General features: G+C 61.9%; 26 protein-coding genes. 16 read left to right on the top strand and 10 right to left on the bottom strand.

Translation table 11 applies throughout. The annotated features are described in order from the left end of the window. Window positions 1-82 precede the first annotated feature (82 nt). The 5 genes from K3557_RS10305 to gatC form a co-directional block, all read right to left on the bottom strand. Window positions 83-421, bottom strand: a complete 339-nt coding sequence (locus K3557_RS10305) for a carboxymuconolactone decarboxylase family protein (RefSeq protein ID WP_259993732.1) — start codon at window positions 419-421, stop codon at window positions 83-85. 809 nt (window positions 422-1,230) lie between these two features. Next, a complete protein-coding gene (locus K3557_RS10310) occupies window positions 1,231-1,920 on the bottom strand; it encodes an N-acetylmuramoyl-L-alanine amidase (RefSeq protein WP_259993733.1) in 690 nt (229 codons plus the stop codon). Continuing rightward, window positions 1,920-2,696, bottom strand: a complete 777-nt coding sequence (locus K3557_RS10315) for a hypothetical protein (protein WP_259993735.1) — start codon at window positions 2,694-2,696, stop codon at window positions 1,920-1,922. Before K3557_RS10315 ends, K3557_RS10310 begins: the two co-directional genes overlap by 1 nt. 41 nt (window positions 2,697-2,737) lie before the next feature. After that, window positions 2,738-4,225 carry an Asp-tRNA(Asn)/Glu-tRNA(Gln) amidotransferase subunit GatA gene (gene gatA / locus K3557_RS10320; protein ID WP_259993736.1) on the bottom strand — a complete coding sequence of 496 codons (1,488 nt, stop codon included), beginning with the start codon at window positions 4,223-4,225 and terminating at the stop codon, window positions 2,738-2,740. 5 nt (window positions 4,226-4,230) lie between these two features. Further along, window positions 4,231-4,518: an Asp-tRNA(Asn)/Glu-tRNA(Gln) amidotransferase subunit GatC gene (gatC, locus tag K3557_RS10325; protein WP_259984949.1), complete on the bottom strand. Its 288-nt coding sequence runs from the start codon at window positions 4,516-4,518 to the stop codon at window positions 4,231-4,233. 186 nt (window positions 4,519-4,704) lie between these two features. Here gatC and K3557_RS10330 point away from each other — a divergent pair, with 186 nt between their 5' ends. Next, window positions 4,705-5,397, top strand: a complete 693-nt coding sequence (locus K3557_RS10330) for a metal-dependent hydrolase (RefSeq protein WP_259993737.1) — start codon at window positions 4,705-4,707, stop codon at window positions 5,395-5,397. 120 nt (window positions 5,398-5,517) lie between these two features. On the opposite strand, the gene K3557_RS10335 is transcribed toward K3557_RS10330, so the two are convergent. The 4 genes from K3557_RS10335 to K3557_RS10350 form a co-directional block, all read right to left on the bottom strand. Next, on the bottom strand, window positions 5,518-6,141 hold the full coding sequence (locus tag K3557_RS10335) for a DNA-3-methyladenine glycosylase I (RefSeq protein ID WP_259993738.1): 624 nt from the start codon (window positions 6,139-6,141) through the stop codon (window positions 5,518-5,520). Continuing rightward, window positions 6,138-6,431, bottom strand: coding sequence for a YciI family protein (locus K3557_RS10340; RefSeq protein WP_259993739.1), 294 nt, complete (start codon window positions 6,429-6,431; stop codon window positions 6,138-6,140). The genes K3557_RS10335 and K3557_RS10340 overlap by 4 nt, the downstream gene beginning before the upstream one ends. A gap of 21 nt (window positions 6,432-6,452) precedes the next feature. Beyond that, entirely contained in the window at window positions 6,453-7,034 is a 582-nt protein-coding gene (locus tag K3557_RS10345) for a TetR/AcrR family transcriptional regulator (protein ID WP_259993740.1), read from the bottom strand. A gap of 95 nt (window positions 7,035-7,129) precedes the next feature. Next, complete coding sequence (locus K3557_RS10350; protein ID WP_259993741.1) at window positions 7,130-7,579, bottom strand: nucleoside deaminase; 450 nt, start codon at window positions 7,577-7,579, stop codon at window positions 7,130-7,132. 61 nt (window positions 7,580-7,640) lie between these two features. On the opposite strand from K3557_RS10350, the gene K3557_RS10355 reads away from it, so the two are divergent. From K3557_RS10355 to K3557_RS10425, 15 genes are all read left to right on the top strand, one after another. Next, entirely contained in the window at window positions 7,641-8,717 is a 1,077-nt protein-coding gene (locus K3557_RS10355; protein ID WP_259993742.1) for a pseudouridine synthase, read from the top strand. A gap of 173 nt (window positions 8,718-8,890) precedes the next feature. Continuing rightward, window positions 8,891-9,784, top strand: a complete 894-nt coding sequence (locus K3557_RS10360; RefSeq protein WP_259993743.1) for a 5-bromo-4-chloroindolyl phosphate hydrolysis family protein — start codon at window positions 8,891-8,893, stop codon at window positions 9,782-9,784. An 18-nt stretch (window positions 9,785-9,802) separates the two neighbouring features. After that, window positions 9,803-10,993 (top strand): toxic anion resistance protein, encoded by a 1,191-nt coding sequence (locus K3557_RS10365; RefSeq protein ID WP_259993745.1) that lies wholly within the window; start codon window positions 9,803-9,805, stop codon window positions 10,991-10,993. A gap of 14 nt (window positions 10,994-11,007) precedes the next feature. After that, window positions 11,008-11,940 carry a DUF2927 domain-containing protein gene (locus K3557_RS10370; RefSeq protein WP_409201175.1) on the top strand — a complete coding sequence of 311 codons (933 nt, stop codon included), beginning with the start codon at window positions 11,008-11,010 and terminating at the stop codon, window positions 11,938-11,940. A gap of 26 nt (window positions 11,941-11,966) precedes the next feature. Beyond that, entirely contained in the window at window positions 11,967-13,157 is a 1,191-nt protein-coding gene (locus K3557_RS10375) for an SPFH domain-containing protein (protein ID WP_259993747.1), read from the top strand. A gap of 85 nt (window positions 13,158-13,242) precedes the next feature. Continuing rightward, complete coding sequence (locus tag K3557_RS10380) at window positions 13,243-14,364, top strand: TFIIB-type zinc finger domain-containing protein (protein ID WP_259999607.1); 1,122 nt, start codon at window positions 13,243-13,245, stop codon at window positions 14,362-14,364. Between the two features lie 150 nt (window positions 14,365-14,514). Beyond that, complete coding sequence (dtd, locus tag K3557_RS10385) at window positions 14,515-14,961, top strand: D-aminoacyl-tRNA deacylase (RefSeq protein ID WP_259984974.1); 447 nt, start codon at window positions 14,515-14,517, stop codon at window positions 14,959-14,961. A 448-nt stretch (window positions 14,962-15,409) separates the two neighbouring features. Beyond that, window positions 15,410-16,993, top strand: a complete 1,584-nt coding sequence (locus tag K3557_RS10390) for an ABC transporter substrate-binding protein (RefSeq protein ID WP_259984979.1) — start codon at window positions 15,410-15,412, stop codon at window positions 16,991-16,993. Next, window positions 16,994-17,950 carry an ABC transporter permease gene (locus K3557_RS10395; protein WP_259984981.1) on the top strand — a complete coding sequence of 319 codons (957 nt, stop codon included), beginning with the start codon at window positions 16,994-16,996 and terminating at the stop codon, window positions 17,948-17,950. Continuing rightward, entirely contained in the window at window positions 17,947-18,762 is an 816-nt protein-coding gene (locus K3557_RS10400) for an ABC transporter permease (RefSeq protein ID WP_259993749.1), read from the top strand. Before K3557_RS10395 ends, K3557_RS10400 begins: the two co-directional genes overlap by 4 nt. Further along, window positions 18,759-20,396 (top strand): ABC transporter ATP-binding protein, encoded by a 1,638-nt coding sequence (locus tag K3557_RS10405; protein WP_259993750.1) that lies wholly within the window; start codon window positions 18,759-18,761, stop codon window positions 20,394-20,396. Before K3557_RS10400 ends, K3557_RS10405 begins: the two co-directional genes overlap by 4 nt. Before the next feature lie 224 nt (window positions 20,397-20,620). Continuing rightward, entirely contained in the window at window positions 20,621-21,262 is a 642-nt protein-coding gene (locus K3557_RS10410) for a DUF1326 domain-containing protein (RefSeq protein ID WP_259993751.1), read from the top strand. A gap of 7 nt (window positions 21,263-21,269) precedes the next feature. Next, window positions 21,270-22,094, top strand: a complete 825-nt coding sequence (locus K3557_RS10415; protein WP_259993752.1) for a DUF2182 domain-containing protein — start codon at window positions 21,270-21,272, stop codon at window positions 22,092-22,094. Window positions 22,095-22,240: 146 nt separating this feature from the next. Continuing rightward, complete coding sequence (locus K3557_RS10420) at window positions 22,241-23,077, top strand: alkaline phosphatase family protein (RefSeq protein WP_259993753.1); 837 nt, start codon at window positions 22,241-22,243, stop codon at window positions 23,075-23,077. Window positions 23,078-23,145: 68 nt separating this feature from the next. Further along, window positions 23,146-23,703, top strand: a complete 558-nt coding sequence (locus tag K3557_RS10425; RefSeq protein ID WP_259993754.1) for a DUF4453 domain-containing protein — start codon at window positions 23,146-23,148, stop codon at window positions 23,701-23,703. On the opposite strand, the gene K3557_RS10430 is transcribed toward K3557_RS10425, so the two are convergent. After that, window positions 23,700-24,635: an alpha/beta hydrolase gene (locus K3557_RS10430; protein ID WP_259993755.1), complete on the bottom strand. Its 936-nt coding sequence runs from the start codon at window positions 24,633-24,635 to the stop codon at window positions 23,700-23,702. The two genes, K3557_RS10425 and K3557_RS10430, sit on opposite strands and share 4 nt — an antisense overlap. Window positions 24,636-24,710: the final 75 nt, after the last annotated feature.

The following is a 24,710-nucleotide window of genomic DNA, read 5'->3' on the forward strand; positions in this document are numbered from 1 at the left end:
GCCTTTCCGTTGCTTACCGATTGTCAGGCGAGTTTCGCTGAAATCATGCTCTGTGTCCAACCTGGTCAAACCCGAACGACAGTCAAAGCAAGCCTTCCAGTGCTTCCAAAGCCCGTCCGCCGTAAACCACTGACGGCCCGCCGCCCATCTCGACCGCAACAGAGATCGCCTCGACCACCTCTTCCCGGCTGGCCCCATGCTTGAGCGCAGCGCGCAGGTGGAACAGGATGCAATCCTCGCAGCGGATAGCAATGGCGATCGAAAACGCCATCAATTCCTTGGTTTTGCTGCTCAGCACCGCCTCAGCTGAAGCCGCTTTCACAAGCTGGCTGTAGGGTGACATGACCCCTGGTGCCGCTTTGAACAGTGCTCCTGCGCGCTTGTCGATTGCTGCGGCTTGGTCCTTGTAAGCTGTCGTCAATTTCCGGGTTCTCCGTCAAGTACTATGGGACGGCCGGTTCACGGATCTGCCCGCTGCCGGCTGCGTCTGTTTATTGCTGGGTGGCCGGGGAAAGTATTGCTGCATGCAACGTGCTTAGAAAGCGCTAGGGCCGAACTCTCTTTCGAGACGGAAAAATTGTCTCATCGAGCATGCAAATGAGACAGTTGCGGTCTGCTAGCGGCCTGCCTGCACGGATTTCAAAGGTTTTCAGGCTTTCCTGCCCAATTAGATGCTGCGTGGGTCCAGATCCTAAAACACTTCGGGCCATCAAAGAGCGGCGATACGCCGAGAATCCTGTTTGCTGCCGCAGTGCCATTGGACAGAACCCCTCTAACCAAATAGGCAGAGTCCTCCAGAATGATCACTATGTGCGGTATTTCCGCCTTTAGAACCGCTGTGCGATGCTCAATCAGTTGCAACGCCACAGACGGATCCGCCCTGCACTGCGGAAAAGGCCGCTTATCCTTCTGCAATGCGGAGGGAGAATCTCTGCGGCGCAGCGCATCAGCGTGTTGCGTGCGCGCGCAGCATGATTTTGACAGTTCTGCTGTGGGCTCTCCGCCAGCTTTCCCCGCGTTTTACTCAAACGGCTGCTTCGCTGAATCGGCAAGGGCATTGAGCATTCCGATATTTGGTGTCTCCACGCTCAATGCCCTTGCTATCGTCGCGCCAGGATGTTGACTAAAGGTCCACGGTAGATATCGGCAGCCAGAAGAATACAGGATCCCCCTGTTCATCTGGCCGGAAATATCCCGGAGCGCGAGGCAGAGCCTCGCTGAACATCATGTTCAGAGGCCACCCCGGCCAAGCGGACTAAAATCCTCAGGCGAGAGCGGCCCGCGCGCCCAAGGCCGGAAACGCAAGCGGACAGCAGCCAGCAGCGCTTTGTCATCCGCCGGCGCCGTGAAGCCGGCCTTGCGGGCGGCCTTGCGGAAGTGATCAAACGTCCGGGTTTGCGGCCTCTCGCCGTTTCCGGCGTCTTCAGCCAATCCCTGGCGGGCCAGCCGGGCCCAATCGAACCGCGGGCCCGGGTCGGCCTTGCGCCCCGGCGCCATGCAGGAATGGCCGATGACCCCGGCCGGAGCGATAGACCAGCGCTGCATGATACCCTGCATCAGATCTTCCAGCACCGCCATCTGCGGCGCGCTGAAGGGGTGATTGCCGCGATTATCCAGTTCGATGCCGATGGAGCGGGAGTTTACATCCGCCTGGCCGCACCACTCCCCTGCCCCGGCATGCCAGGCGCGGCCTGCCTCAGCCACCAGTTGCCAGAGGGCGCCGTCCGCTCCGATCAGGTAGTGGGCGGAAACCTCGGCAACCGGGTCGCAGAGCCGTTCCAGTGCGGCCTGTGCGCTTTTCATCGCGGTGTAATGCAACACAATCAGGGACGGCGTCAGACCGTCCCTGCGCGGCCCGGAATTCGGGCTGGGGTGCCAGATGGCGCCCGGATGATCAGGCCCGCGCTGATCCGGCGCCATCAGTTCTGGACGGCCTGCCGGTACGGTGCCGGGTCCCAGCCGCAGGCAAAGCCGTCGCCGTCCGGGTCCAGCGCCTTGCGGTCCCGCTGCGGGCCGCCTGCGTCGAGGAATGCGGTCTGGGCCTGATCAGGTGAGGCAAACTCGGCGCAGTTGCGCTTGCTGCGGGCCTGCAGGTTGATGCCCGCACGGCTGTAGAGACGGGCACCCTTGGGGTTGCTGGTGCTCAGCGCGTAACGCACGATGTTGGGACTGGCAGTATCGGTCCGCTGCGGCACGGCAACCGGCTGCACCTGCTGGTATTGCGCCCGCTGGCGCTCCAGCCGGGCGGCATCGCTTTCAATCGACTGACGGGAGGAGACCGCCTGGAAGTCGTTCTCATCCGAAATACTGGCATTCCCGCCCGGCTGCGGCGCCGGGTTAGAGGGGCTGGCCTGCAGCGGCGCGATCCCGGAATTCGACTGTGAAGCAGCAAGGGCCGCAGCCGTTTCGCGGGCAATATCGGCATCGCTGCCAGCGGCCGGCACAGACGAGGAGAACGTGCCTGCCGCCGCAACCGACCCTGGGCTGCGCGGTGCCGGGCTTACCTGATAGGGTTCGGTCGAGACCCGTGCAGGCGGCACCAGCGGCGCCCCTGTAATTGTGGTGCCCGCGGCGGGCGGCGGTGCAAACGGATCGCCGTCAATGCCGACGTTTGCGGCACTGTCGGGGACCTGAGGGGAACAGGCAGCCATAACCAGAAGGCTGCCTGCAGCGGCGTAAGATGCGAATGCGCGCATGGGGTTACCTGTCAGTTCTGCTCAACTCATTGAGCAGAGCATTACCACCATTGCTGCGGCTTGGCTACAAAGCCTGCAGCATTCTCCAGCGCATAGGCAGTGTTCAGCAGATCGCCCTCATCCCAGGGCTTGCCGATCAGCTGCAGACCCAGCGGCAGGCCTTGGGCATCCAGCCCAGCTGGCACTGCAATCCCGGGCAGGCCTGCCAGGTTCACGGTGACGGTAAAGACGTCGTTCAGGTACATCTGCACCGGGTCCGCATCCGTCATCTCGCCGAGACCAAAGGCCGCGGACGGGGTTGCCGGGGTCAGGATCGCATCGACGCCAGCGGCAAAGACGTCCTCGAAATCTTTCTTGATCAGAGTGCGGACGCGGCGGGCGCGGTTGTAATAGGCGTCATAGAAGCCTGCCGACAGCACATAGGTGCCAACCATCACCCGGCGCTGCACCTCGGGACCAAAACCTTCGGCGCGGGTCTTTTCGTACATCTCGGTGATGCCGTCGCCAGCCTCCAGCGCGGCGCGCTGGCCATAGCGGACACCGTCGTAGCGCGCCAGGTTCGAGGACGCTTCTGCCGGGGCAATCACATAATAGGCAGGCAGCGCGTATTTGGTATGCGGCAGCGAGATATCCACGATCTCGGCGCCTGCGGCCTTCAGCATGTCAGCACCATCGGACCACAACTTTTCAATCTCGCCCGGCATGCCATCCATCCGGTATTCCTTGGGGATACCGATTTTCTTGCCCTTGATGTCGCCGGTCAGCATCGCCTCGAAATCCGGCACCGCCAGTTCGGCGCTGGTCGAATCCTTGGGATCATAGCCGCACATGGCTTCCAGCATGATCGCCGCGTCGCGCACCGATTTGGTCATCGGCCCGGCCTGATCCAGCGAGGAGGCAAAGGCAACGATGCCCCAGCGCGAGCAGCGGCCATAGGTCGGCTTGATGCCGACAGTGCCGGTAAAGGCGGCAGGCTGGCGGATCGAGCCGCCGGTGTCGGTTCCGGTAGCCGCCAGGCAAAGGTCGGCAGCAACAGCAGACGCAGAACCACCCGAGGAGCCGCCGGGCGTCAGCTGGGCCTCGTCATTGCCGCGGCGCCAGGGGCTGACGGCATTGCCGTAAACCGAGGTCTCGTTGGACGATCCCATGGCAAATTCGTCCATGTTCAGCTTGCCCAGCATGACGGAACCGGCATCAGCCAGCTTTTGCGAGACAGTGGATTCATATTCCGGCTTGAAGCCTTCCAGAATCCCCGAGGCCGCCTGCGACGGCACACCTTTGGTGCAGAACAGATCCTTGATGCCGACCGGCAGGCCGCACATGGAGGGGGCATTCCCCGCCTTGATGCGCTCGTCTGCCGCCTTGGCGCGGTCCAGCGCAATCTCCGGGGTCTTGTGCACAAAGGCGTTCAGCGCATCTGCGGCGTCAATCGCCTTGAGGCAGGCTTCGGTCAGCTCAACAGAGGTGGTATCGCCCTTGCGCAGCGCGTCGCGGGCCTCTGCCAGGCCCAGTTTATTCAGATCGCTCATGTCTCTTACTCCACCACTTTGGGCACTGCGAAGAAGCCTTCGCGGGCATCGGGCGCATTGGCCAGCACCTTGTCCTGCTGGCTGCCGTCGGTGACCTCATCCACCCGGCGCTTGAGGCGCTGCGGGGTGACCGAGGTCATCGGCTCGACGCCGTCAACATCCACTTCGTTCAGCTGTTCGATGAAGCCCAGGATCGTGTTGAACTCGTCCGCCAGCGCCGGAAGTGCTGCGTCTTCAACCTTGATCCGGGCCAGTTTGGCCACCTTGGCGGCGGTGCTTTGGTCAATCGACATGGGAACCCTCATCTGGTGTTGGATAGGCATTTACCGCCGCACCGCCCCGCCTGCAAGCCTGCAAGGGTCCTTCGCTGCATCCTGGCCTGACCAGCCCGGCGGGCGGGCAAATTTTCCGCAGGCTTCAATTCCATTTCGCAGCAAGCCTGTTAGGCTTCGGCCAAAAGCCACGGGAGGAGATTTGAGATGAAGATTATTTGGCTGGGACACGGATCGTTCCGCATCGAAACAGGCGGCCAGGTGCTGCTGGTGGACCCTTGGCTCAGCGGCAATCCGGTTTTGCCGGAGGATCAGCATGACGCCGCCATTACAGGCGCCACCCATATCCTGCTGACCCATGTGCATTTCGACCATGTGGTGGATGTGCTGCCGCTGGCAAAACGGCTAGAGGTGCCGGTGATCGGGCAATACGACCTGATGGGGCTGTGGGGCGAAACCGAAGGGGTGGAGACCGTGGGCTTCAACAAAGGCGGCACGGTGGATCTGGGCGGGGTGAAGGTTGCAATGGTGCCCTCCTCGCACAGCTCCACCTTCAACACGCAGGACGGCTTGCGCACCGGCGGGTCGGAAGTAGGCTACATGCTGATGGCAGAGGGCACGACAGTGTACCTGTCCGGCGACACTGCGATTATGGCCGACATGGACTGGATGGGGGATTACTACAAACCTGATATCGGCATCCTGTCCGCAGGCGGGCATTTCACCATGGACATGAAACAAGCCGCCTATGCCGCCAAGCGCTATTTCAGCTTCAAGACGGTGATCCCCTGCCATTACAAAACCTTCCCAATCCTGGAGCAGGACGCATCGGATCTGATTGAGGGGCTGCCGGGGGTCAAGGTCATTGAACCGGAGGTGATGAAGGCGATCGAGCTGTAGCCACTTTGGGGCGCACCGGGGCACTCCCGCCCGGCGCCGGATCAGCGCAGCAGATCCGCGCCCGTTGGGCCGGGCGCCGGGCCTCATGGCCCGGCGCGGTTGCGCTTCATTCATAGGTTTTCAGCCAGATGCCTCCAGCCGTGGCGCGGTAAAGGCGTTGCGCGCCTCTGCCGCCTTTTCGCGGCAGATACAGCCGTTGGCGTGGTCGTTGATCAGACCCATCGCCTGCATAAAGGCAAAGGCAGTCGTCGGGCCGACAAATTTCCAGCCGCGTTTTTTCAGCGCCTTGGACAGGGCCACGGAATCGGGACTGGTTGAGGCGGTCTGCGGTTCCGGAAGATCTTCCGGTCTTGGCTCGAAACTCCAGAAAAACGCCGCAAGCGAGCCGGCCTCAGCCACCAGCTCCTGGGCGCGGGCAGCGTTGTTGATCACCGCTTCAATTTTGCCGCGGTGGCGGATGATGCCCTTGTCCTGCAGCAGCCGCTCCACGTCCCGTTCGCCGAACTTGGCCATTTCATTGAAGTCAAAGCCGGCAAAGGCGGCGCGGAAGTTCTCGCGCTTGTCCAGGATGGTGCGCCAGCTGAGGCCGGACTGGAAGCTTTCCAGGCAGACCTTCTCAAACAGCCTTATGTCGTCGCCGACCGGATACCCCCATTCTTCGTCGTGGTAACGCAGGAAATCGGGCGCCGAGGCGCTCCAGGCGCAGCGGGGGTGGCCGTCGGCGGCGGTGATGGTGCCGCTCATTCTCCGCCCCGCAAGAAGTCAAGCCGGGGGTCCATCATGGTGGGCGCCACGCCGATGATTTCCGGCTCCACCACGCCGCCGGTCACAAAAGGATCCTGCGCGACGCGGGCAGCCAGTTCCTCTTCGCCTTCGCCCACGGCAAGGATCGCGCCGCCTTCGCCATCGGTCATGGACCCGGCAGCAAGGAACACCCCGTCCTCGAACCCCTGTTTCAGCCAGGCCTTGTGGCCCTCCAGGAACTCGGCCAGGCGATCCTTCTGCGCCGCGAATGAAAGCAAAATAAAATACATGCGTGTCTCCTGTGATGAGTATTAGGCGGGGTGATCCCCTGGCAGTTGATCGCCGAGCCAATCCAGCATCAGCGCCACTTCGCTATTGATGAATTCCACGTCGCCAAACGCCTGCGCCAGCGTTGCCGCCCCCTGGCTGCGGGCCAGCAGGTGCATGGCCAGAGTGTCCGCCGCTTCGCCGCAGCCCGCCTGCTCAAACTGGCGGCACAGCCAATCGCGGAACAGGGTGAAAATGGCATTGGCCTGTTCCCGGGCGGCGTGGTCCAATTTGCCCAGTTCCGCCACCAGCGTGCCAACCGGGCAGCCGTAGAGGGTGATCTTGGCCTGATTGGCGATCAGGATGCGGATAAAGCAGGCAATCCGCTGCCCAGGGCTGCTGCCCTCCGCCTGCCAATTCTTCAGCATGGTGCGGGTACTGGCCATGCGGCGCGCGATCACCGCTTCAAGGATCTCGTCCTTGGCCTTGAAATGATAGTAGAAATTTCCGCGCGAGATGCCAACCGCAGCGGCGATATCCGCGAATGACGTCGCCTCGAACCCGCGTTCATAGAACAGCTGATCGGCGGCTTCTGCAATCCGGTCTCTGGTTGTTTCCTGCGTCATCCAAATCCCTAGGACAAATGACCTACACCCTATATAGGACAAGTGACCTAATATTGCAAACACCAAAAGACGGGCGGAAAATTATCGTTACGTGCTTAGCGTTTACCTGCAAAGAAGTCCTTGAGCAGTGCGCTGGCCTCGCCTTCTGCAATGCCGTCATAGACTTCAGGCGCGTGGTGCGCCTGCGGATGGGAGAACACACAGGCGCCATGCGCCACACCGCCGGACTTGGGATCGGAGGCGCCATAGTAAACCCGGCGGATGCGGGCAGCGGCGATGGCGGCGGCACACATCGCGCAGGGCTCCAGCGTCACATATAGATCAAAGCCGGTCAGCCGTTCGCGGCCCAGCGCCGCGCAGGCCTCCCGGATCGTCAGGATCTCGGCATGGGCGGTTGGATCGTTCAGCTCGCGGGTGCGGTTGCCCGCCAGCGCTGCGACCTGTCCGTCCGGCGCGATTAGCACAGCGCCGACTGGCACCTCGCCGCGGTCTGCCGCGGCACGCGCCTGCTCCAGCGCCTTGTCCATATGCGATTTGAATGCCATGCCCCTTCCTGCCCGCGATTGCGCGCTTTCGCAAGGCGGCGGAATGCTCTATGGCACGCACATGAGCAAAGCACCCGCATCCCCCAAGGGCAAACCAAGCCCGAAACCCCAGCCCCGCAAAGCTGCAGCCGCCGCCCCTGCCGACGGCGCCCCCTCCGGCGGCGACCGCATCGCCAAGGTTTTGTCGCGCGCAGGCGTCGCCTCGCGCCGGGAGGCGGAACGGATGATCGCCGAAGGCCGCGTGTCAGTGAACGACGAGAAGATCGACAGCCCGGCGCTGAACGTGACTTCCGCGGACCGGATCAGCGTCGATGGCAAGCCCCTGCCCGAGGCCGAGGCGCCGCGGATGTGGCTGTATTACAAGCCCATCGGCCTGGTCACCTCGAACAGCGACGAAAAGGGCCGCACGACGATCTTTGACGAGCTGCCCGAAGACATGCCGCGGGTGATGACGGTGGGGCGGCTAGACATTAATTCCGAAGGTCTGCTGCTACTGACCAACGACGGCGGCATCAAACGCAAGCTGGAGCTGCCCTCGACCGGCTGGCTGCGCCGCTACCGAGTGCGGATCAATGGCCGCCCTAGGGACGAGGATTTTGCCCCGCTGCGCAAGGGTCTGGTGATCGAGGGCGAACGGTTCCAGCCGATGACCGTTGCTTTGGACCGCCAGCAAGGCGCCAATGCCTGGCTGACCGTGGGCCTGCGCGAGGGCAAGAACCGCGAGATCCGCCGCGCGATGGAGGATATCGGTTTCAACGTGAACCGGCTGCTGCGGATTTCATATGGTCCGTTCCAGCTGGGTGAGTTGAAACCCGGTGCAGTCGAGGAGTTGCGCTCGCGCGTGGTGCGCGACCAGCTGGGGCTTGCTCCGGAAGAAGAACAGCCCGAAGCCCGCCCGACCCGTTCGCGCGGCGGCAAACCCGCAGGCAAGCCTGGCGGCAAACCGATGGGCAGACCAGCTGGCAAACCGGGTGGAAAGCCGGGTGGAAAGCCAATGGGCAAACCGGGTGGAAAACCCGGACAGAACGCGCAAGGAAAACCGGGCAAACCCTCCGGCAAGCCGTCAGCCCCCCGCGGCGGCGGGGACGCTCAGCGCGGGGGCGGAAAGCGTCCGATCGGCAAAAATCCCCGCCGCTGAGCCATTTCCCGCAGACTTCCCCCTAGCAACAGCGCCAGCTATCCCCTAGATTTCCAATCAGTTAATCTTTGCTGGCCGTTCTGGGGGGACCTGCGTGCAGAAACTTGCCTATGCCGCCCTGTTGATCCTGATGCTTGGCCTCAGCACCGGCTGGATTGTAGGGGGCTGATCCCATGGCACAGCGTTACGGCGGCAAATACAGCCCCGATGGAAAACCCGCGCAGCAACCCGCAAAGCCCGCGCAATCCTTTCGCAATGCGCAAGTAGATCCTGTTGGCATGCGCGCCAACCTGATGTTTGTGCCGCCCGCGATCCTGACGCTTTTGTCCTTGAATGACGGAGCAATAGGGCTGGCGTTGGGGCTGGCAGGCGCAGGCCTGTGGACTGGCGGCGCCTTTCTGCTGCGCGAAGGACTGAAGGCCGAGGCCGCCTTTGGTGCCCGCAAGGTGGCGCGCAAACCCGCCCTCCCCCGCAAGATCCTGGCCGCCTTGCTGGCAGGCACAGGCGCGGCCCTGGCGGCCTGGAAGGCCGAACCCGGTATTCTGATTGCCGCCATCTATGGCATTGCAACAGCCGGGCTGCATGTTACCGCATTCGGGATCGACCCGCTGCAGGACAAAGGTGCCGAGGGTGTCGACGATTTTCAGCAATCCCGGGTGGCCCGCGCCGTGGACGAGGCCGAAGCGAATCTTACCGCCATGAAAGACGCCGCCCTGCGCGCCCGCGACCGCAAGGTTGAGGCGCGGGTGGAGCAGTTCCAGGCGGTGGCCCGCGACCTGTTCCGCACGGTTGAGGAAGACCCGCGCGACCTGACTGCAGCGCGCAAGTATCTGACTGTGTATTTGCAGGGCGCCCGTGACGCGACGGTGAAATTCGCCGATATCTATGCCCGCAGCCAGGACGCCCAGGCCCGCACCGATTATCTGGCGCTGCTGGACGATCTGGAACAGAATTTTGCCGCGCGCACCCGCAAGATGCTGGTCGAGGATCGCGCGGATCTGGGTATTGAAATTGATGTGCTGCGCGACCGTTTGCAGCGTGAAGGGGTCCATCTGGACCAAAACTGATTAGCGAGGAAGCCGTTCATGTCCGAAGCCGTGCAACAGAAAGCCGCCCAAGCCGAGGCCCTGGTCAATGAGGTGACGGCGATCGAACTGCCCGAACCCGCCGCAGAGATCCAGCCGCTGGCGCAGGCCGACGCCACCACCAGCGAGGCGATCCGGGTGCGGATGGATCAGATCGACATGGGCGACACCAATTCGATCATCCATTTCGGCTCGGCCGCGCAAAGCGAACTGCAGACGATCAGCCAGGCGATGCTGGCCGATGTGCGCAACAAGGACGTGGGGCCTGCGGGCGACAGCTTACGCAATATCGTGACCGCCATCCGCGGCTTTTCAGTGTCCGAGCTGGATATCCGCCGCAAGCCGACGTTCTGGGAGCGGCTGCTGGGCAAGGCAGCCCCTTTTGCCAAATTCACCGCGCGGTATGAAACCGTTCAGGGGCAGATCGACAAGGTCACCGACGATCTGCTGGGACACGAGCACACCCTGCTGAAAGACATCAAATCTCTCGATATGCTCTACGAGAAAACGCTGAGCTTTTATGACGAGCTGGCGCTGTACATCGCCGCAGGCGAGGCAATGCTGGCCAAGCTCGACGCCGAAGATATCCCCGCCAAGGAAGCCGAAGTGCAGGCAGCACCCGAAGATGACCAGGTGATGAAGGCGCAGGAGCTGCGCGACCTGCGCGCCGCCCGCGACGATCTGGAACGCCGGGTGCATGACCTGAAACTGACCCGTCAGGTCACCATGCAATCGCTGCCCTCGATCCGGCTGGTGCAGGAGAACGACAAATCACTGGTCACCAAGATCAATTCGACCCTGGTGAACACCGTGCCCCTGTGGGAGACCCAGCTGGCCCAGGCGCTGACCATCCAGCGTTCGGCCCAAGCGGCAGCAGCCGTGCGCGATGCCAATGACCTGACCAACGAATTGCTGAAGTCCAACGCCGCCAATCTGCGCCAATCAAACGAGATGATCCGGCAGGAGATGGAGCGCGGCGTCTTTGACATCGAAGCGGTAAAACAGGCCAACGCCGATCTGATCGGCACCATTCAGGACAGCCTGCGGATTGCTGACGAAGGCAAAGCCAAACGCGCCGCTGCCGAGGCCGATCTGCAGAAAATGGAAGCCGACCTGCGAGATACGCTGGCCTCTGCCAAGTCGCGCCGCGATGGGGTTGGCGATAACGCCGGCACCGCTGTGCCGACCTGAGCGGAGTGGCAGGCGTGCAGGCATTCAGATCCGTTTGGACAAGCGGGGCGGTAGTTGCCGGGCTGACCGCGCTGTCTGCCTGCCTGCCCTTCGACCAAGCAGAATCGCTGGTGCCGCAGGCCCGTCCCGCAGTGCCTGAACCTGCGGTCTACAAACCCTCTTCCGACAGTGCCCAGCTGGCTTATTATTATAACGCCCTGCAACGCGACCTGCTGACCCGTGGGCTGCTGCGCACCGATGGCGGCGGCCCGGACACGCCCTATGATGCCGAGGACCTGGCTGAAAGTTTCGAGGCGCTGGCGTTTTATGACGAATACGGCGGATCGGGCATTTCCGGCGGCTTGGGCCGTTGGGCCGGGCCGGTGCGGATCGCTGCCGAATTCGGCCCCTCGGTACCCGCTGCCCAGCGGGTCGCGGACAAGGACACAGTCACCGCCTATGCGGCACGGCTGGCCCGCATCACCAGCCACCCTGTAACAACAGTGGCCTCCCGGGCCAATTTTCACGTGATCTTTGCTAGCCTTGATGACAGCGCCTTTGTCGCTGAGCGGGTGCGCGAGCTGCTGCCTTCGATCAGCGCCAAAGACCTGTCGCTGCTGGCAGCCCCGCCCCGCAGTTTTTACTGCCTTGTGGTTGCCGGCGGGCCGCAAAGCGATCCGCTGTCCTACACCCGCGGCGTGGCGCTGATCCGCGCCGAACACCCTGATCTGGTACGCAAAAGCTGCGTGCATGAGGAAGTCGCGCAGGGGCTCGGTCTCAGGAATGACAGCCCGCGGGCGCGGCCCTCGATCTTTAACGACGACGACGAATTCGCGCTGCTGACCAGCTTTGACGAAAAACTGCTGCAGATGCTGTATGATCCAAGACTGAAAACGGGGATGGGCGCAGGCGAGGCCCGTCCCGTGATCCGCATTCTCGCCCGCGAGGCGATGGGCCAGGAGCTGTAGGCCAGCAAAGAAAGAGGACCTGACAGATGGGTATTTTCGATTTTCTCAAAGGCGAATTCATTGACGTCATCCATTGGGTGGATGACACCCATGACACCATGGTCTGGCGGTTTGAGCGCGAAGGCCATGAGATTAAATACGGCGCCAAGCTGACGGTGCGCGAGGGCCAGGCAGCGGTATTTGTGCATGAGGGCCAGCTGGCGGATGTGTTCACACCCGGTCTTTACATGCTTGAGACCAACAACATGCCGGTGATGACAACGCTGCAGCACTGGGACCACGCGTTCCAGTCGCCGTTTAAATCGGAGGTCTATTTTGTCGACACCACCCGGTTCAGCGATCTGAAATGGGGGACCAAGAACCCGATCATCTGCCGCGATCCGGAGTTCGGCCCGGTGCGGCTGCGGGCCTTTGGCAGCTATACCGTGCGCGTCGCTGACCCGGCGCGGTTCCTGACCGAGATCGTCGGCACCGATGGTGAGTTCACCATGGACGAGATTTCCTATCAGATCCGCAACATCATCGTGCAGGAGTTCTCCCGCGTGGTCGCCGGCTCCGGCATTCCGGTACTGGACATGGCCGCCAATACCGCGGACCTGGGCAAGCTGGTAGCGGCTGAGATCTCTGGCACAATCGCCGAATACGGCCTGATGATCCCTGAGCTTTACATCGAAAACATCTCGCTGCCGCCGGCGGTGGAAGAGGCGATGGACAAGCGCACCCAGATGGGCGTTTTGGGTGATCTTGGCCGCTACACGCAATTCTCCGCAGCTGAGGCAATGACCGCTGCAGCGCAAACCCCGAACAGCGGCATGAGTGCTGGCATGGGAATGGGTATGGGGTTCGCGATGGCACAGCAGATGGGCAACCAGTTCGGCAACGGGGCAGCGGGTCAGCCCGCAGGCCCCTGGGGCGCCCGCCCCGCCCCCGCTGCAGCCGCACCGGCAGCGCCTGCCGCAGCCCCGCAGGCCGCACCTGTTGCCCCGCCCCCGCCGCCGGTCGAGCATGTCTGGCACATTGCAGCGGACGGACAGACCTCCGGACCCTACTCAAAAGCAAGAATGGGACGGATGGCGCAGGACGGCACCCTGACGCGGGAAAGCCATGTCTGGACCCCGGGCCAGGATGGCTGGAAGCGGGCCGGCGATGTGATGGAACTGGCGCAGCTGTTCACCATCCTGCCGCCGCCTCCCCCGCCGCCGCCTCCTGCCGGATAACGCCGCGCCGGGTCAACAACCGCCAAGCGGTTTGCTGCCCGCCCCATTCCCTGCCCCCTTACCTGACAGGTTGCCGCACGTGACGATGCCCCCGCCGCCGCCCGCTGAAACCATGCCCGCCGCCGAGGAAGAAACTCATCGCTTCCCTTGTGAACAATGCGGTGCGGACTACTCCTATGACCCGGCCGCGGGCACCCTGACCTGCGGCCACTGCGGGCATTCCGAAAGCATCCGCAGCGGGCCATGGAAAGGGACTGCGCTTCAGGAACTGGACTTCGCCGCCGCCGCCGCAGACCGGCTGCCAGAGGCGGAGATCGAAGTGACCCGCGTTTCCACCTGCCCCAATTGCGCAGCACAGGTTGAGTTTGACCCCGACACCCATGCCAAGGAATGCCCGTTCTGCGCCACACCGGTGGTCACTGGAACCGGCGAAAGCAGGCATATCAAACCCAAGGGCGTGCTGCCCTTTGCAATACCCGAGCGCGCCGCGCATAAGGCAATGACCGACTGGCTGGGCGGCCTGTGGTTTGCGCCCAGCGGCCTGAGGGAATACGCCCGCAAGGGGCGGCGGATGCAGGGTATCTATGTGCCCTACTGGACCTATGACGCCCAGACCCGCAGCCGCTACTCCGGTCAGCGCGGCACGGTTTATTACGTGACCGAGACCTACCAGCAGGATGGTGAGACCAAGACCCGGCAGGTGTCCAAGGTGCGCTGGACGCCGGTGTCAGGCCGGGTGCAGCGGTTCTTTGACGATGTGCTGGTACTGGCCTCCAACAGCCTGCCCAAACGCTATACCGAGGCACTGGAACCCTGGGATCTGTCTCAGCTGGAACCATACCAGCCGCAATACCTGGCGGGTTTCCGGGCCGAGGCTTACACCGTGGATCTGGAAACCGGTTTCGCCGAAGCGGGCCAAAAGATGGACCGGGTGATTGAGCGCGATGTGCGATTTGACATCGGCGGCGACCGCCAGCGGATCAGCGATATTGACACTCAGGTTTCAGAGGTGACCTTTAAACACATCCTGCTGCCGGTCTGGCTGGCGGCCTATAAATACCGCGGCAAGACCTATCGGTTTGTAATCAACGGGCAATCCGGGCGGGTGCAGGGCGAACGGCCCTATTCTGCGGTCAAAATCGCGGCCGCTGCGCTGGCCGCCGCCATCGTGATTGCCGCCATCGCCTATTTCGCCGGGCAGCAGTAAGGCCCGCCGGCCAGCGACAGGAGAGACCTGCATGACACCCGATCTGCCCAGCCTTGATGATCTGTTATTCACCCGCCACAGCTGCCGCGCTGCGCTGCGCTGCAGGATTTCATGGGCTGGCACGGCTGAACCGAAGCAAGGACAAGACAGATGCGGGCATTGATACAGCGGGTCAGCGAGGCCTCGGTCACTGTTGAGGGCACGGCCATCGGCGAAATCGGCCCCGGCTTACTGATCCTGATCTGCGCCATGGAAGGCGACGGCGAGGCGCAGGCGGATCAGCTGGCGGCCAAAATATCCAAGCTCCGGATTTTCAAGGACACGGGCGGCAAGATGAACCGCTCGGTGCTGGATACCGGCGGCAGTGCGCTGGTGGTCAGCCAATTCACCCTGGCCGCCGACACCCGCCGCGGCAACCGTCCGGGGTTTTCCACTGCCGCAGCCCCTGCCGACGGCGAACGGCTGTACGAGTATTTTGCGGAGCAATTGTCCCGGCTAGGTTTGGAAATTGCAAAAGGACAGTTCGGTGCCGACATGAAGGTCCGGCTGCTGAATGACGGCCCGGTGACGGTCTGGATGGACACAGAACAGCTCTGATCCGGCGCCAACAGGCAGCTATCTGGCGTGCCGCAAACCGTTCTTAGGGATTGGCCCGGACGACCCCGCCTGCCGCTGCGGAAAAAGGTCAGGAATTGGTCTTTTGCGGTGCGGAAGACGTTTTTGGACCTCAAAGCATCGATTCTTTCCGAATTCAAACCCGGCGGCGTACGCAATCGCGGCAGATTCATAAAAATTCCATCATTCCGGAGCACAAAAATTTCTTGTCGCATTCCGGATGTTTTTTTGATTTACACGCGACATTACCACTGAAAACGGCACCTTACCTAAAAAAGACGACACCCCCTTATCCGGCCTCGCAAGTGCTCGTTCCCGCCCGCCAAGGGTTTGGCGAATAACGCTTGCGAGGTGGCAGTAAATGCGCAAATCTTGAACCACCAATCAAAAAACGGGTGCTTGCAGCACCGCAATCAATCGGGAGAAATCAATGAACAAGCATATGCAGTATCTGGCCAGTCAGGCCGTGGCAGGCAAACTGACGCGGCGTGACTTCCTGGGCAAGGCCGCCGCACTGGGCTTTACCGCTGTGTCCGCAAACCTGCTGCTGTCCGGCGCAGCCAAGGCCGCGGGTCCGCAAAAAGGCGGCACTTTGCGCCTTGGTTTGCAGGGTGGCTCTACCACCGACAGCCTGGACCCGGCGCTGGTTACCAACACGGTTGGCCTGATGGTCACCCGCCTGTGGGGTGAAACCCTGGTGGAACTGACCGAAGACGGCGGCATCGAAGGCAAACTGGCCGAAAGCTATGAAGCTTCTGCAGATGCACGCACCTGGACCTTCAAACTGCGGTCCGGCGTAACCTATTCCAACGGCCAGAACGTCACCACAGAAGACGTGGTCAAGACCATGGAGCGCCACAGCGGCGAAGACACCAAGTCCGGCGCCCTGGGTATCATGCGCGGCATCAAGGACGTGCGCGCAGACGGCGATACCGTTGTCTTTGAACTCGACAGCCCGAACGCCGACCTTCCCTATCTGCTGGCCGACTATCACCTGATCGTTCAGCCGGGCGGCGGCAATGACGATCCCGCGGCTGCCATCGGCACCGGCCCCTACATCATGAAGTCCGCCGATATGGGCGTGCGTTTTGTGGCCGAGAAGAACCCGAACTACTGGGGTGATCTGGGCAATGCCGAGACCGTTGAAATCATCGTTATCAACGATGACACCGCCCGCGTTGCAGCGCTGCAGTCCGGCCAGGTGGATGTGATCGACCGGGTGCCCCCGCGCACCGCAAAACTGGTCGAGCGCGCGCCCAATATCACGGTCCATTCGACCTCGGCGGCCGGTCACTATGTGTTCATCATGCACACCAACACTGCACCGTTCGACAACTACGACCTGCGTATGGCGCTGAAGTACGGGATCAACCGCGAGGAAATGGTCGACAAGATCCTGAACGGCTATGGCACGGTGGGCAATGACAGCCCGATCAATGCGTCTTATCCGATGTACACCGAGCTGGAGCAGCGTCAGTTCGATCCGGACAAAGCGATGTTCCACATGAAGAAATCCGGCCATGACGGCTCGGTGCTGCTGCGCACCTCGGACAATTCGTTCCCCGGCGCACCGGATGCTTCGGCGCTGTTCCAGCAATCCTGCCAAAGCGCCGGCATCAAGCTGGACGTCAAGCGTGAGCCGAACGACGGCTACTGGTCGGAAGTCTGGAACAATCAGCCCTTCTGCACCAGCTACTGGGGCGGCCGCCCGACCCAGGACCAGATGTTCACAACCGCCTACCTGTCGACCGCGGACTGGAACGACACCCGTTTCAACAACGAGCAATTCGACCAGATGCTGGTTGCAGCCCGCGGTGAGCTGGACGTCGCCAAGCGCACCCAGATGTATGCAGACATGTCGACAATCCTGCGCGACCAGGGCGGCCTGATCTGCCCGATGTTCAACGATTTTGTCGAGGCAACAACCGACAAGGTTGACGGTTTCGTCGAAGGTGTCCCGGGCCAGGTTCTGATGAACGGCTATGCTGCCAGCAAGCTGTGGGTCAAAGCTTAAATGTCCCCGATTATAAAACTCCTGGCTCAGCGCATCGCGCTGAGCCTCCTTCTTTTGCTGCTTATCTCAGTGGTGATCTTCGCGGGCACGATCGTGCTGCCTGGCGATGTTGCCCAATCGATCCTGGGGCAATCAGCAACACCGGAGGCTCTTGCCAACCTGCGGGCCGAACTTGGGGTCAATGATCCGCCTGTGGGGCGCTATTTCGCCTGGCTGTTCGGTGCCATGCAGGGTGATCTCGGCACTGCGCTGACGAGTGGCCAAGACATCACCTCTGCGCTGGCCGGCCGTTTCTGGAACACTATGTTCCTGGCGTTCTGGGCTGCTGTGGTCGCAGTTCCGCTGGCGATTTTCCTGGGCCTGCTTGCCGTTCGGTTCAAAGACCGCTGGCCCGACAAACTGATTTCGGCCGTCACCCTGGCCTCGATCTCGATCCCCGAATTCCTGATCGGCTATGTGCTGATGTACGTGGTCGCAGTGAAACTGCGCTGGTTTCCGTCGGTCGCCATGATTAATGATGGCATGACCCTGTTTGAAAAGCTGAACGCCATCGCCCTGCCGATCACCGTGCTGACGCTGGTGGTTCTGGCGCATATGATGCGGATGACCCGCGCCGCAATCCTGAACGTGATGCAGTCGGCCTATATCGAAACCGCCGAACTGAAGGGCCTCAACGCCTTTCAAGTTATCTACCGCCACGCTTTTCCCAACGCGATTGCGCCGATCGTCAACGTCGTGATGCTGAACCTCGCCTATCTGGTTGTCGGCGTCGTGGTGATCGAGGTGGTGTTTGTCTACCCGGGCATGGGCCAGTATCTGGTGGATCACGTGTCCAAGCGTGACGTGCCTGTTGTGCAGGCCTGCGGCCTTATCTTTGCCGCCGTCTATATCGGCCTCAACATGATTGCCGATATCGTCGCCATCCTGAGCAACCCGCGCCTGAGGCATCCGAAATGAAGAACATCCCCATTTCCGCACTCATCGGGCTGTTCTTCACGGCCCTGTACTTTCTTGGCGCCATCTTTGCGCCGCTGCTGGCCCCCTTTGGCGTTGGCGAAATCGTCGGCGATGTGTGGGAGCCGTCCAGCGCTGAATACCTGCTGGGCACCGACAACATCGGTCGCGACCTTCTCAGCCGGATGATCTATGGCGGCCGCACCACCATCTTCATCGCCACCGCAGCAACCGTCTTGTCGTTCACCCTGGGGTCAATCCTCGGTTTCTTTGCCGCCGTTGCCGGCGGCTGGGTTGACCAGGCGCTGTCGCGCTTTGTCGATCTGGTGATGTCAATCCCGACGCTGATCTTTGCGCTGGTTGTGCTGTCGGTTGCGCCAGTGACTATTCCGATGCTGATCATCGTGATGGGCCTGCTGGACGCCACCCGCGTCTACCGTCTGGCCCGGGCCGTCGCAGTGGATATCGAGGTCATGGACTATGTCGAAGCAGCCCGTCTGCGCGGCGAAAAAACCGTTTGGATCATCTTCCGCGAAATCCTGCCCAACGCGTTGTCCCCTTTGATTGCCGAAATGGGCCTGCGGTTCATCTTTGCGGTTCTGTTTGTTTCTACCCTGTCCTTCCTTGGCCTGGGTGTGCAGCCGCCTGAGGCTGACTGGGGCGGCATCGTGAAGGAGAACAAGGAAGGCATCGTCTACGGCATTCCTGCAGCCCTGATCCCGGCCTTTGCCATCGCCACCCTGGCAATCTCGGTCAACCTTGTGGCTGACTGGGTGCTGAACCGGACAACCTCGCTGAAAGGAGGCCGCGGATGAGCGATGCCCTGTTGAAAGTCCGCGACCTGAAGATCGGCGCGACCATCTATCCGCCGGGGGAACGCCCCCGTGATATCGAGATCGTGCACGGGGTCAGCTTTGACCTCGCGCCCGGCAAGGTGCTGGGGCTGATTGGCGAATCCGGAGCAGGCAAATCCACCATCGGTCTGGCGTCCATGGCCTATGGCCGCGGCGGCGTGAAGATCACCGGCGGCGAAGTCTGGGTTAACGGCCGCGACGTCCTCAAGGGCAGCCACAAGGACATCCGCAAACTGCGCGGCGCCGAGGTGACCTATGTGTCGCAATCGGCGGCAGCCTCCTTCAACCCCGCCAAGAAGATCATGGACCAGGTGGTCGAGGCCGCGGTGGAGCAAAAGAAGTTCTCCCGCAAGGACGCCGAAGCCCGTGCGCGGGTGCTGTTTGCCAAACTGGGCCTGCCGGACCCGGACAATATCGGCGAGCGCTTCCCGCACCAGGTGTCGGGCGGCCAGCTGCAGCGCTGCATGACCGCGCTGGCGCTGTGCCCGGAGCCGGATCTGGTGGTCTTCGACGAGCCGACAACCGCGCTCGACGTGACCACCCAGATCGACGTGCTGATGGCGATCAAGGAAGCGATCCGCGACACCGGTGTTGCCGCGCTCTACATCACCCACGACCTGGCGGTTGTGGCGCAGGTGAGCGACGACATCATGGTGCTGAAGATGGGCAACACCGTGGAATACGGCCCTGTTGACCAGATCATCAACAACCCGCAGGAGGAGTACACCCAGGCGCTTGTCTCGGTCCGCTCCATCGAGCATGAGGAGAAAGCCCCGACGCCGGATCCCGTGCTGAGCGTGCGCAATATCACCGCGCGCTACAAAGGCACCCAGTTCGACGTGCTGCACAATGTGAATGTTGATCTTTATCCCGGCCAGACGCTGGCGGTTGTGGGTGAATCCGGTTCCGGAAAATCCACCCTGGCCCGCGTCATCACCGGCCTGCTGCCGCCGCGCGAGGGCGAGATCGAATTTGCAGGCCGCACTCTTTCAGGCGACCTCAAAGGGCGCAGCCGCGAGGACCTGCGCGAGCTGCAGATGATCTATCAGATGGCGGATGTCGCGATGAACCCGCGCCAGACCGTTGGCACCATCATCGGCCGCCCGCTGGAGTTCTACTTTGGCATCCGCGGCGCGGAAAAGAAGAAGCGGATCATCGAACTGCTCGACGAGATCGAGCTGGGCGAAAAATTCATGGACCGGTATCCGGCGGAATTGTCAGGCGGCCAGAAGCAGCGTGTCTGCATTGCCCGCTCGCTGGCGGCCAAGCCCAAGATGATCATCTGCGACGAGGTCACCTCGGCGCTGGACCCGCTGGTGGCGGACGGCATCCTGAAGCTGCTTCTGGACCTGCAGAAGATCGAGGATGTGGCCTATCTGTTCATCACCCACGATCTGGCAACCGTGCGCGCCATCTCGGACAACATCGCGGTGATGTATCAGGGCAAGGTGCAACGCTACGGCGGCAAGTCCAAAGTGCTGAGTCCGCCATTTGACGATTACACCGACCTGCTGCTGAGTTCCGTCCCCGAGATGAAGCTGGGATGGCTGGAAGAGGTGATCGCCAACCGCAAAATGGAAAGCGCCGGCAACTGATCCCGTAAAATTTTTGCGTCATCTCACGTCCCTGCCCGGTTCCGGGCGGGGGCTTTTTCTTTTCTGCCCCCGGTTATTTTGTGATAGCTTGACGGAACCGGGGAAATGCGGCGGGTCCAGCCGCAAATAATGTTCTTTTTCTGAGTGCAGCTGTTTTTGCTTTGCAGGTCAACCTGAAGTCATCGGGCAGTTTTGTTTGACTGCAACAGGCTGGAGGGGCTGCTATGACAGATTGGGCCATTCACGGACAGGAAATCGGCAACTGCAATTGCAATCCGGGGTGCCCGTGCCAGTTCTCACAGCTGCCCACGGACGGCACTTGCGAAGCCATGCTGACCTACCGTATCGACAAGGGGCATTATGGCAGCGTCCAGCTGGACGGGCTTTATGCGGCGGTGATCTATAAATGGCCGGGCGCCGTGCACGAGGGCAACGGCCAGATGCAGATGATCATCGACGAACGCGCCACCGCGGATCAGCGGGCCGCGCTGGAGGCGATCATGACGGGCGAAGACACCGATGAATTCGCCACCATGTTCTATGTGTTCAGCCTGACAAGCCCGACCAAGCACGAAACGCTGCATGCCGCGATCTCGTTGGACTACGATCGCGAAACCGGCACCGGGTCGGCCAAGGTTGGCGATTACGCCGAAACCAAAGTGCAGCCGATCGCCAATATCGTTTCCGGGGATCCGCATTTCATCAGCATCGCGCTGCCGAAAGGCTTCGAATTCACCGAGGCCGCCATGGCCTGCGGTTCGACCGTGACACGCAATGCAGCGATCAGCCTGGATAAGAACAGCGCAACCCACGCCCATATCGCCGAGCTGCACCTGACCGGCAGAGGCGTTGAGCGCGCGGCCTGAGACGGCCATGGCACCGGTGCTGCGCATAAAGGGAACAGCGGAACGGTTGGCGCGCCACGACCAGGCAGTGGTGCTGGGCGCCGTGGCCATGATCGTGCTGCTTAGCGTGCTTTACACTGTTTTCGGCGTTGGCATGACCATGACCGCGGTAGAAATGACACGGATGGCCGGACCGATTGGCGCACCGATGCAGATGGGCGCGAACGATGCCTGGACACCTGCCTATACCGGGCTGATCTTCCTGATGTGGTGGATCATGATGGTCGCCATGATGACCCCCAGTGCCGCGCCTGTGCTGTTGCTTTACACGGCCATCAAAAAAGCCGGCTCCAGACCGCAGCAGGCACCGCTGCTGAGTTTGGCGTTTCTTGGCGGTTATCTGCTGGCTTGGGCCGTTTTTTCAATTATCGCCACCAGCTTGCAATGGTGGCTGGAATCGTGGGGCCTCTCTGATGGTCCCATGATGTCGCTCAGCAGCCGCGCGCTTGGCGGTGCGTTGTTGCTGGCGGCGGGCGCCTATCAGTTTACCCCCTACAAGCACGCCTGCCTATTTCATTGCCGGATGCCGGTACAATTTCTGACCGCGCATAACCGCACAGGTTTGGCTGGTGCTGTACTGATGGGCGCCCATCACGGCGTTTTTTGCCTCGGCTGCTGCTGGGCGTTGATGCTGCTGCTGTTTGCCGGCGGCATCATGAACCTCTACTGGATTGCCGGGCTTGCGCTTTATGTGCTGGCGGAAAAGCATGTCCGCAACCCGCGCCTGTTTGCCAACTCCACTGGCGGGCTCCTACTGCTTTCCGGCGTCTATGTCCTTGCCACCGCATTCTAAGACCGGCCCGGCCCCTCCCCGGCAAAGCAAGGAAACTTCCTGCCGAAATGCCGGTTTCTGACCATCCTTTCGTTTTTTGAATGGCAATTCAAGAAACCGTCACGATGATACGGCACCAAGGTCTGCGCGAAAAAGGGATTCGGCGAATGGACAACAAACTCCTGCTCATCATTCTGGACGGTGTGCCGTGGCGCAACTTCCGCCGCCTGTTCGGCAACCTCGAAGGCTGGGTCGACAGCGGCGATGCCCGCGTCTGGAAACTGCGCGCTGTGCTGCCGTCTATCTCGGCCAGCTGCTATGCCTCGATCCACACCGGTGTGGCGCCCGCCATCCATGGCTGCACCGGCAATGCCAATGTGTTCCGGCTGAAGGAAAAGGACGTATTCTCCCAGGTGCGCGAAGCGGGCGGCGTGACGGGGGCTGTGGCGCACAGCTACTGGTCGTCCTTCTTCAACCGGCATCCGTTCGACTACGTGCGCGACATCGAATACGATGAACCCGAAAGCAAGACCATCAACCATGGCCGGTTCCATTCCATGACCGGCTACGGCAAAGATAATCAGATGACCCCGTCGGATGTCGATCTGTTCGGCACCCTGACCAACCTCTGCCTGCGATTTGGCCTGGACTACGGGATGCTGCACACCTGTACCCTGGACAGCATGGGCCACCGGTTCTTCCATGATTGCCAGGAAATGGACCACGCCTGTTTCGTGATGGACGAGATGCTGGCCCCCTTCATCACCCGCTGGCGCGATCTGGGCTATGAGGTGATCGTCACGGCAGACCACGGCCAGGACGAGCGCGGCCACCATGGCGGCCGCGGCGCCCTGCAGCAGGAAACAGCACTGTACTACTTTGGTGATGCCGAAGGACCTGATCATGACGCCGTGATCGACCAGCGCCAGCTGGCGCCGACCATCCTGAAACGTCTGGGCGCACCCATTGCCGGCGCAATGAAGGCAGAACCGTTCCTGAAGTAACGCGAATTCGGCGGTTGTGTGCTAGAATGGTCCTCAGCCGCTGTTTTTATTCGTCAGGAAAGATTGCCATGAAATCCTTTGCTGCTGCGCTGTGCATGCTGGCGTCCCCGGTTCTGGCCAGCGATGCCTGTCACGACCTGTGGTTCACCAGGAACGCAGTTATCGACCGGGCCGGGTATTGTTTCGGCTCGCCGCTGGGCCGGGCGGTGTTCAACAACGGCGATTGCATCGGCAAATCCGTATCCCTGCCGCCGCACGCCGGGCGGATGGTGGCATTGGTCAAGGAAATGGAGGCGCGGTTCGGCTGCCGGGTGAACAACAAGCAGTCCTATCTGGACCTGGACGATCTGTTCCTCAGGCACCAGCTGTGGGACCTGCCTGTGCGGGACGAGTTTGAAAGCGCCTGCCTTGGCTGGCTGGGTCCGGTGACCGGCCTGCGGGCGGGACACCGCCCGGATGCACCGCTGGTCGGTCAGATCGTTGCCGGGGATTATGTCAGCTATTCGCACATCCCGGTTGGCAGCTGGACCTATGTCACAACCTCCGGCCCGGACTGGCAGGCAACCAGCGGCGGCTGGCTGGATACATCGCTGGTTCAGGAGCAATGCCGCGAGGTCGCCGGCTAGGGCGCCTCGTCATCGTAGCTCCAGATCCCCTGCCCCAGCGCTTCGATCGCGACCGAGATCCGCTCGAAACTGTCCCGCGCCCGGCCCACGCTGTGGCGGGCGCGCAGATACCCGTGGATCAGGCCCGGCTCGTTGATCCAATGCGCCTTGCCGCCGGCCTCCTGAACGCGGTCGCTGTAATCACGGGAGTCATCGCGCACCGGGTCGCAATCAGCTGTCACCAGCACTGTCGGCGGCAGACCTGCAAAATCGCTGTCGGCAAGCGGTGTTAACTGCGGATCATCTTTCGGCGCCGCGCCGTCGGTTCGGATATCCATGTAAAACAGCACATCCTCGCGGGTCAGCATCGGCGCTTTGGCGTGTTCGATATAAGACCCCTGGTTCACATCGCCGCCAAAGGCGCCATAGATCAGCACCTGCCCCAGGATTGCCTCTGTCCGGCCCCGGGCATGGGCGGCAACCGCAGCGCACAGGTTCGCACCGGCGCTGTCACCGGTCAGGACAATGCCGGTGCCATAAGCGGCCTCCACCCATTCCAAAGCGGTCCAGGCGTCCTCGAAACTGGCCGGGTGCTTGTGCTCCGGCGCCAGGCGGTAGTCCACGGCCACTACCCGGTAACCGGTCTGGGCGCAGATCTCGGCGCAGACATCGTCATGGCTGTCGAGCCCGCCAACCACAAATCCGCCGCCATGACAGAACAGTACCGTGCGGGTCGGATCGCCTGCGGTGTAGACCCGGACCGGCACCCCGTTAGCCGAGGTATCCATGACCGAAACCACATCCGGACGCGGCACCCGGAACTCGCGTGCCATGGAGTCATAAATCAGGCGCTGCTCTTCAATGGACATCTCAACGGCGTCATCAGGGTAGTGCTCCCCGGTCTTCTGGATAAAGTCCCAGGTCTCTTCGTCGATCAGCCGTTCATAATCCATCCGCGAGCCTCCCTGCGTGTCTGTTTTCAGAGCCTAGGCAGAGATTCCTGTAAATGGAATGCCTGAATGAAAAAG

Origin of the sequence: Leisingera sp. M523 (genome assembly GCF_025141335.1) — a bacterium.
GTDB lineage: Bacteria > Pseudomonadota > Alphaproteobacteria > Rhodobacterales > Rhodobacteraceae > Leisingera.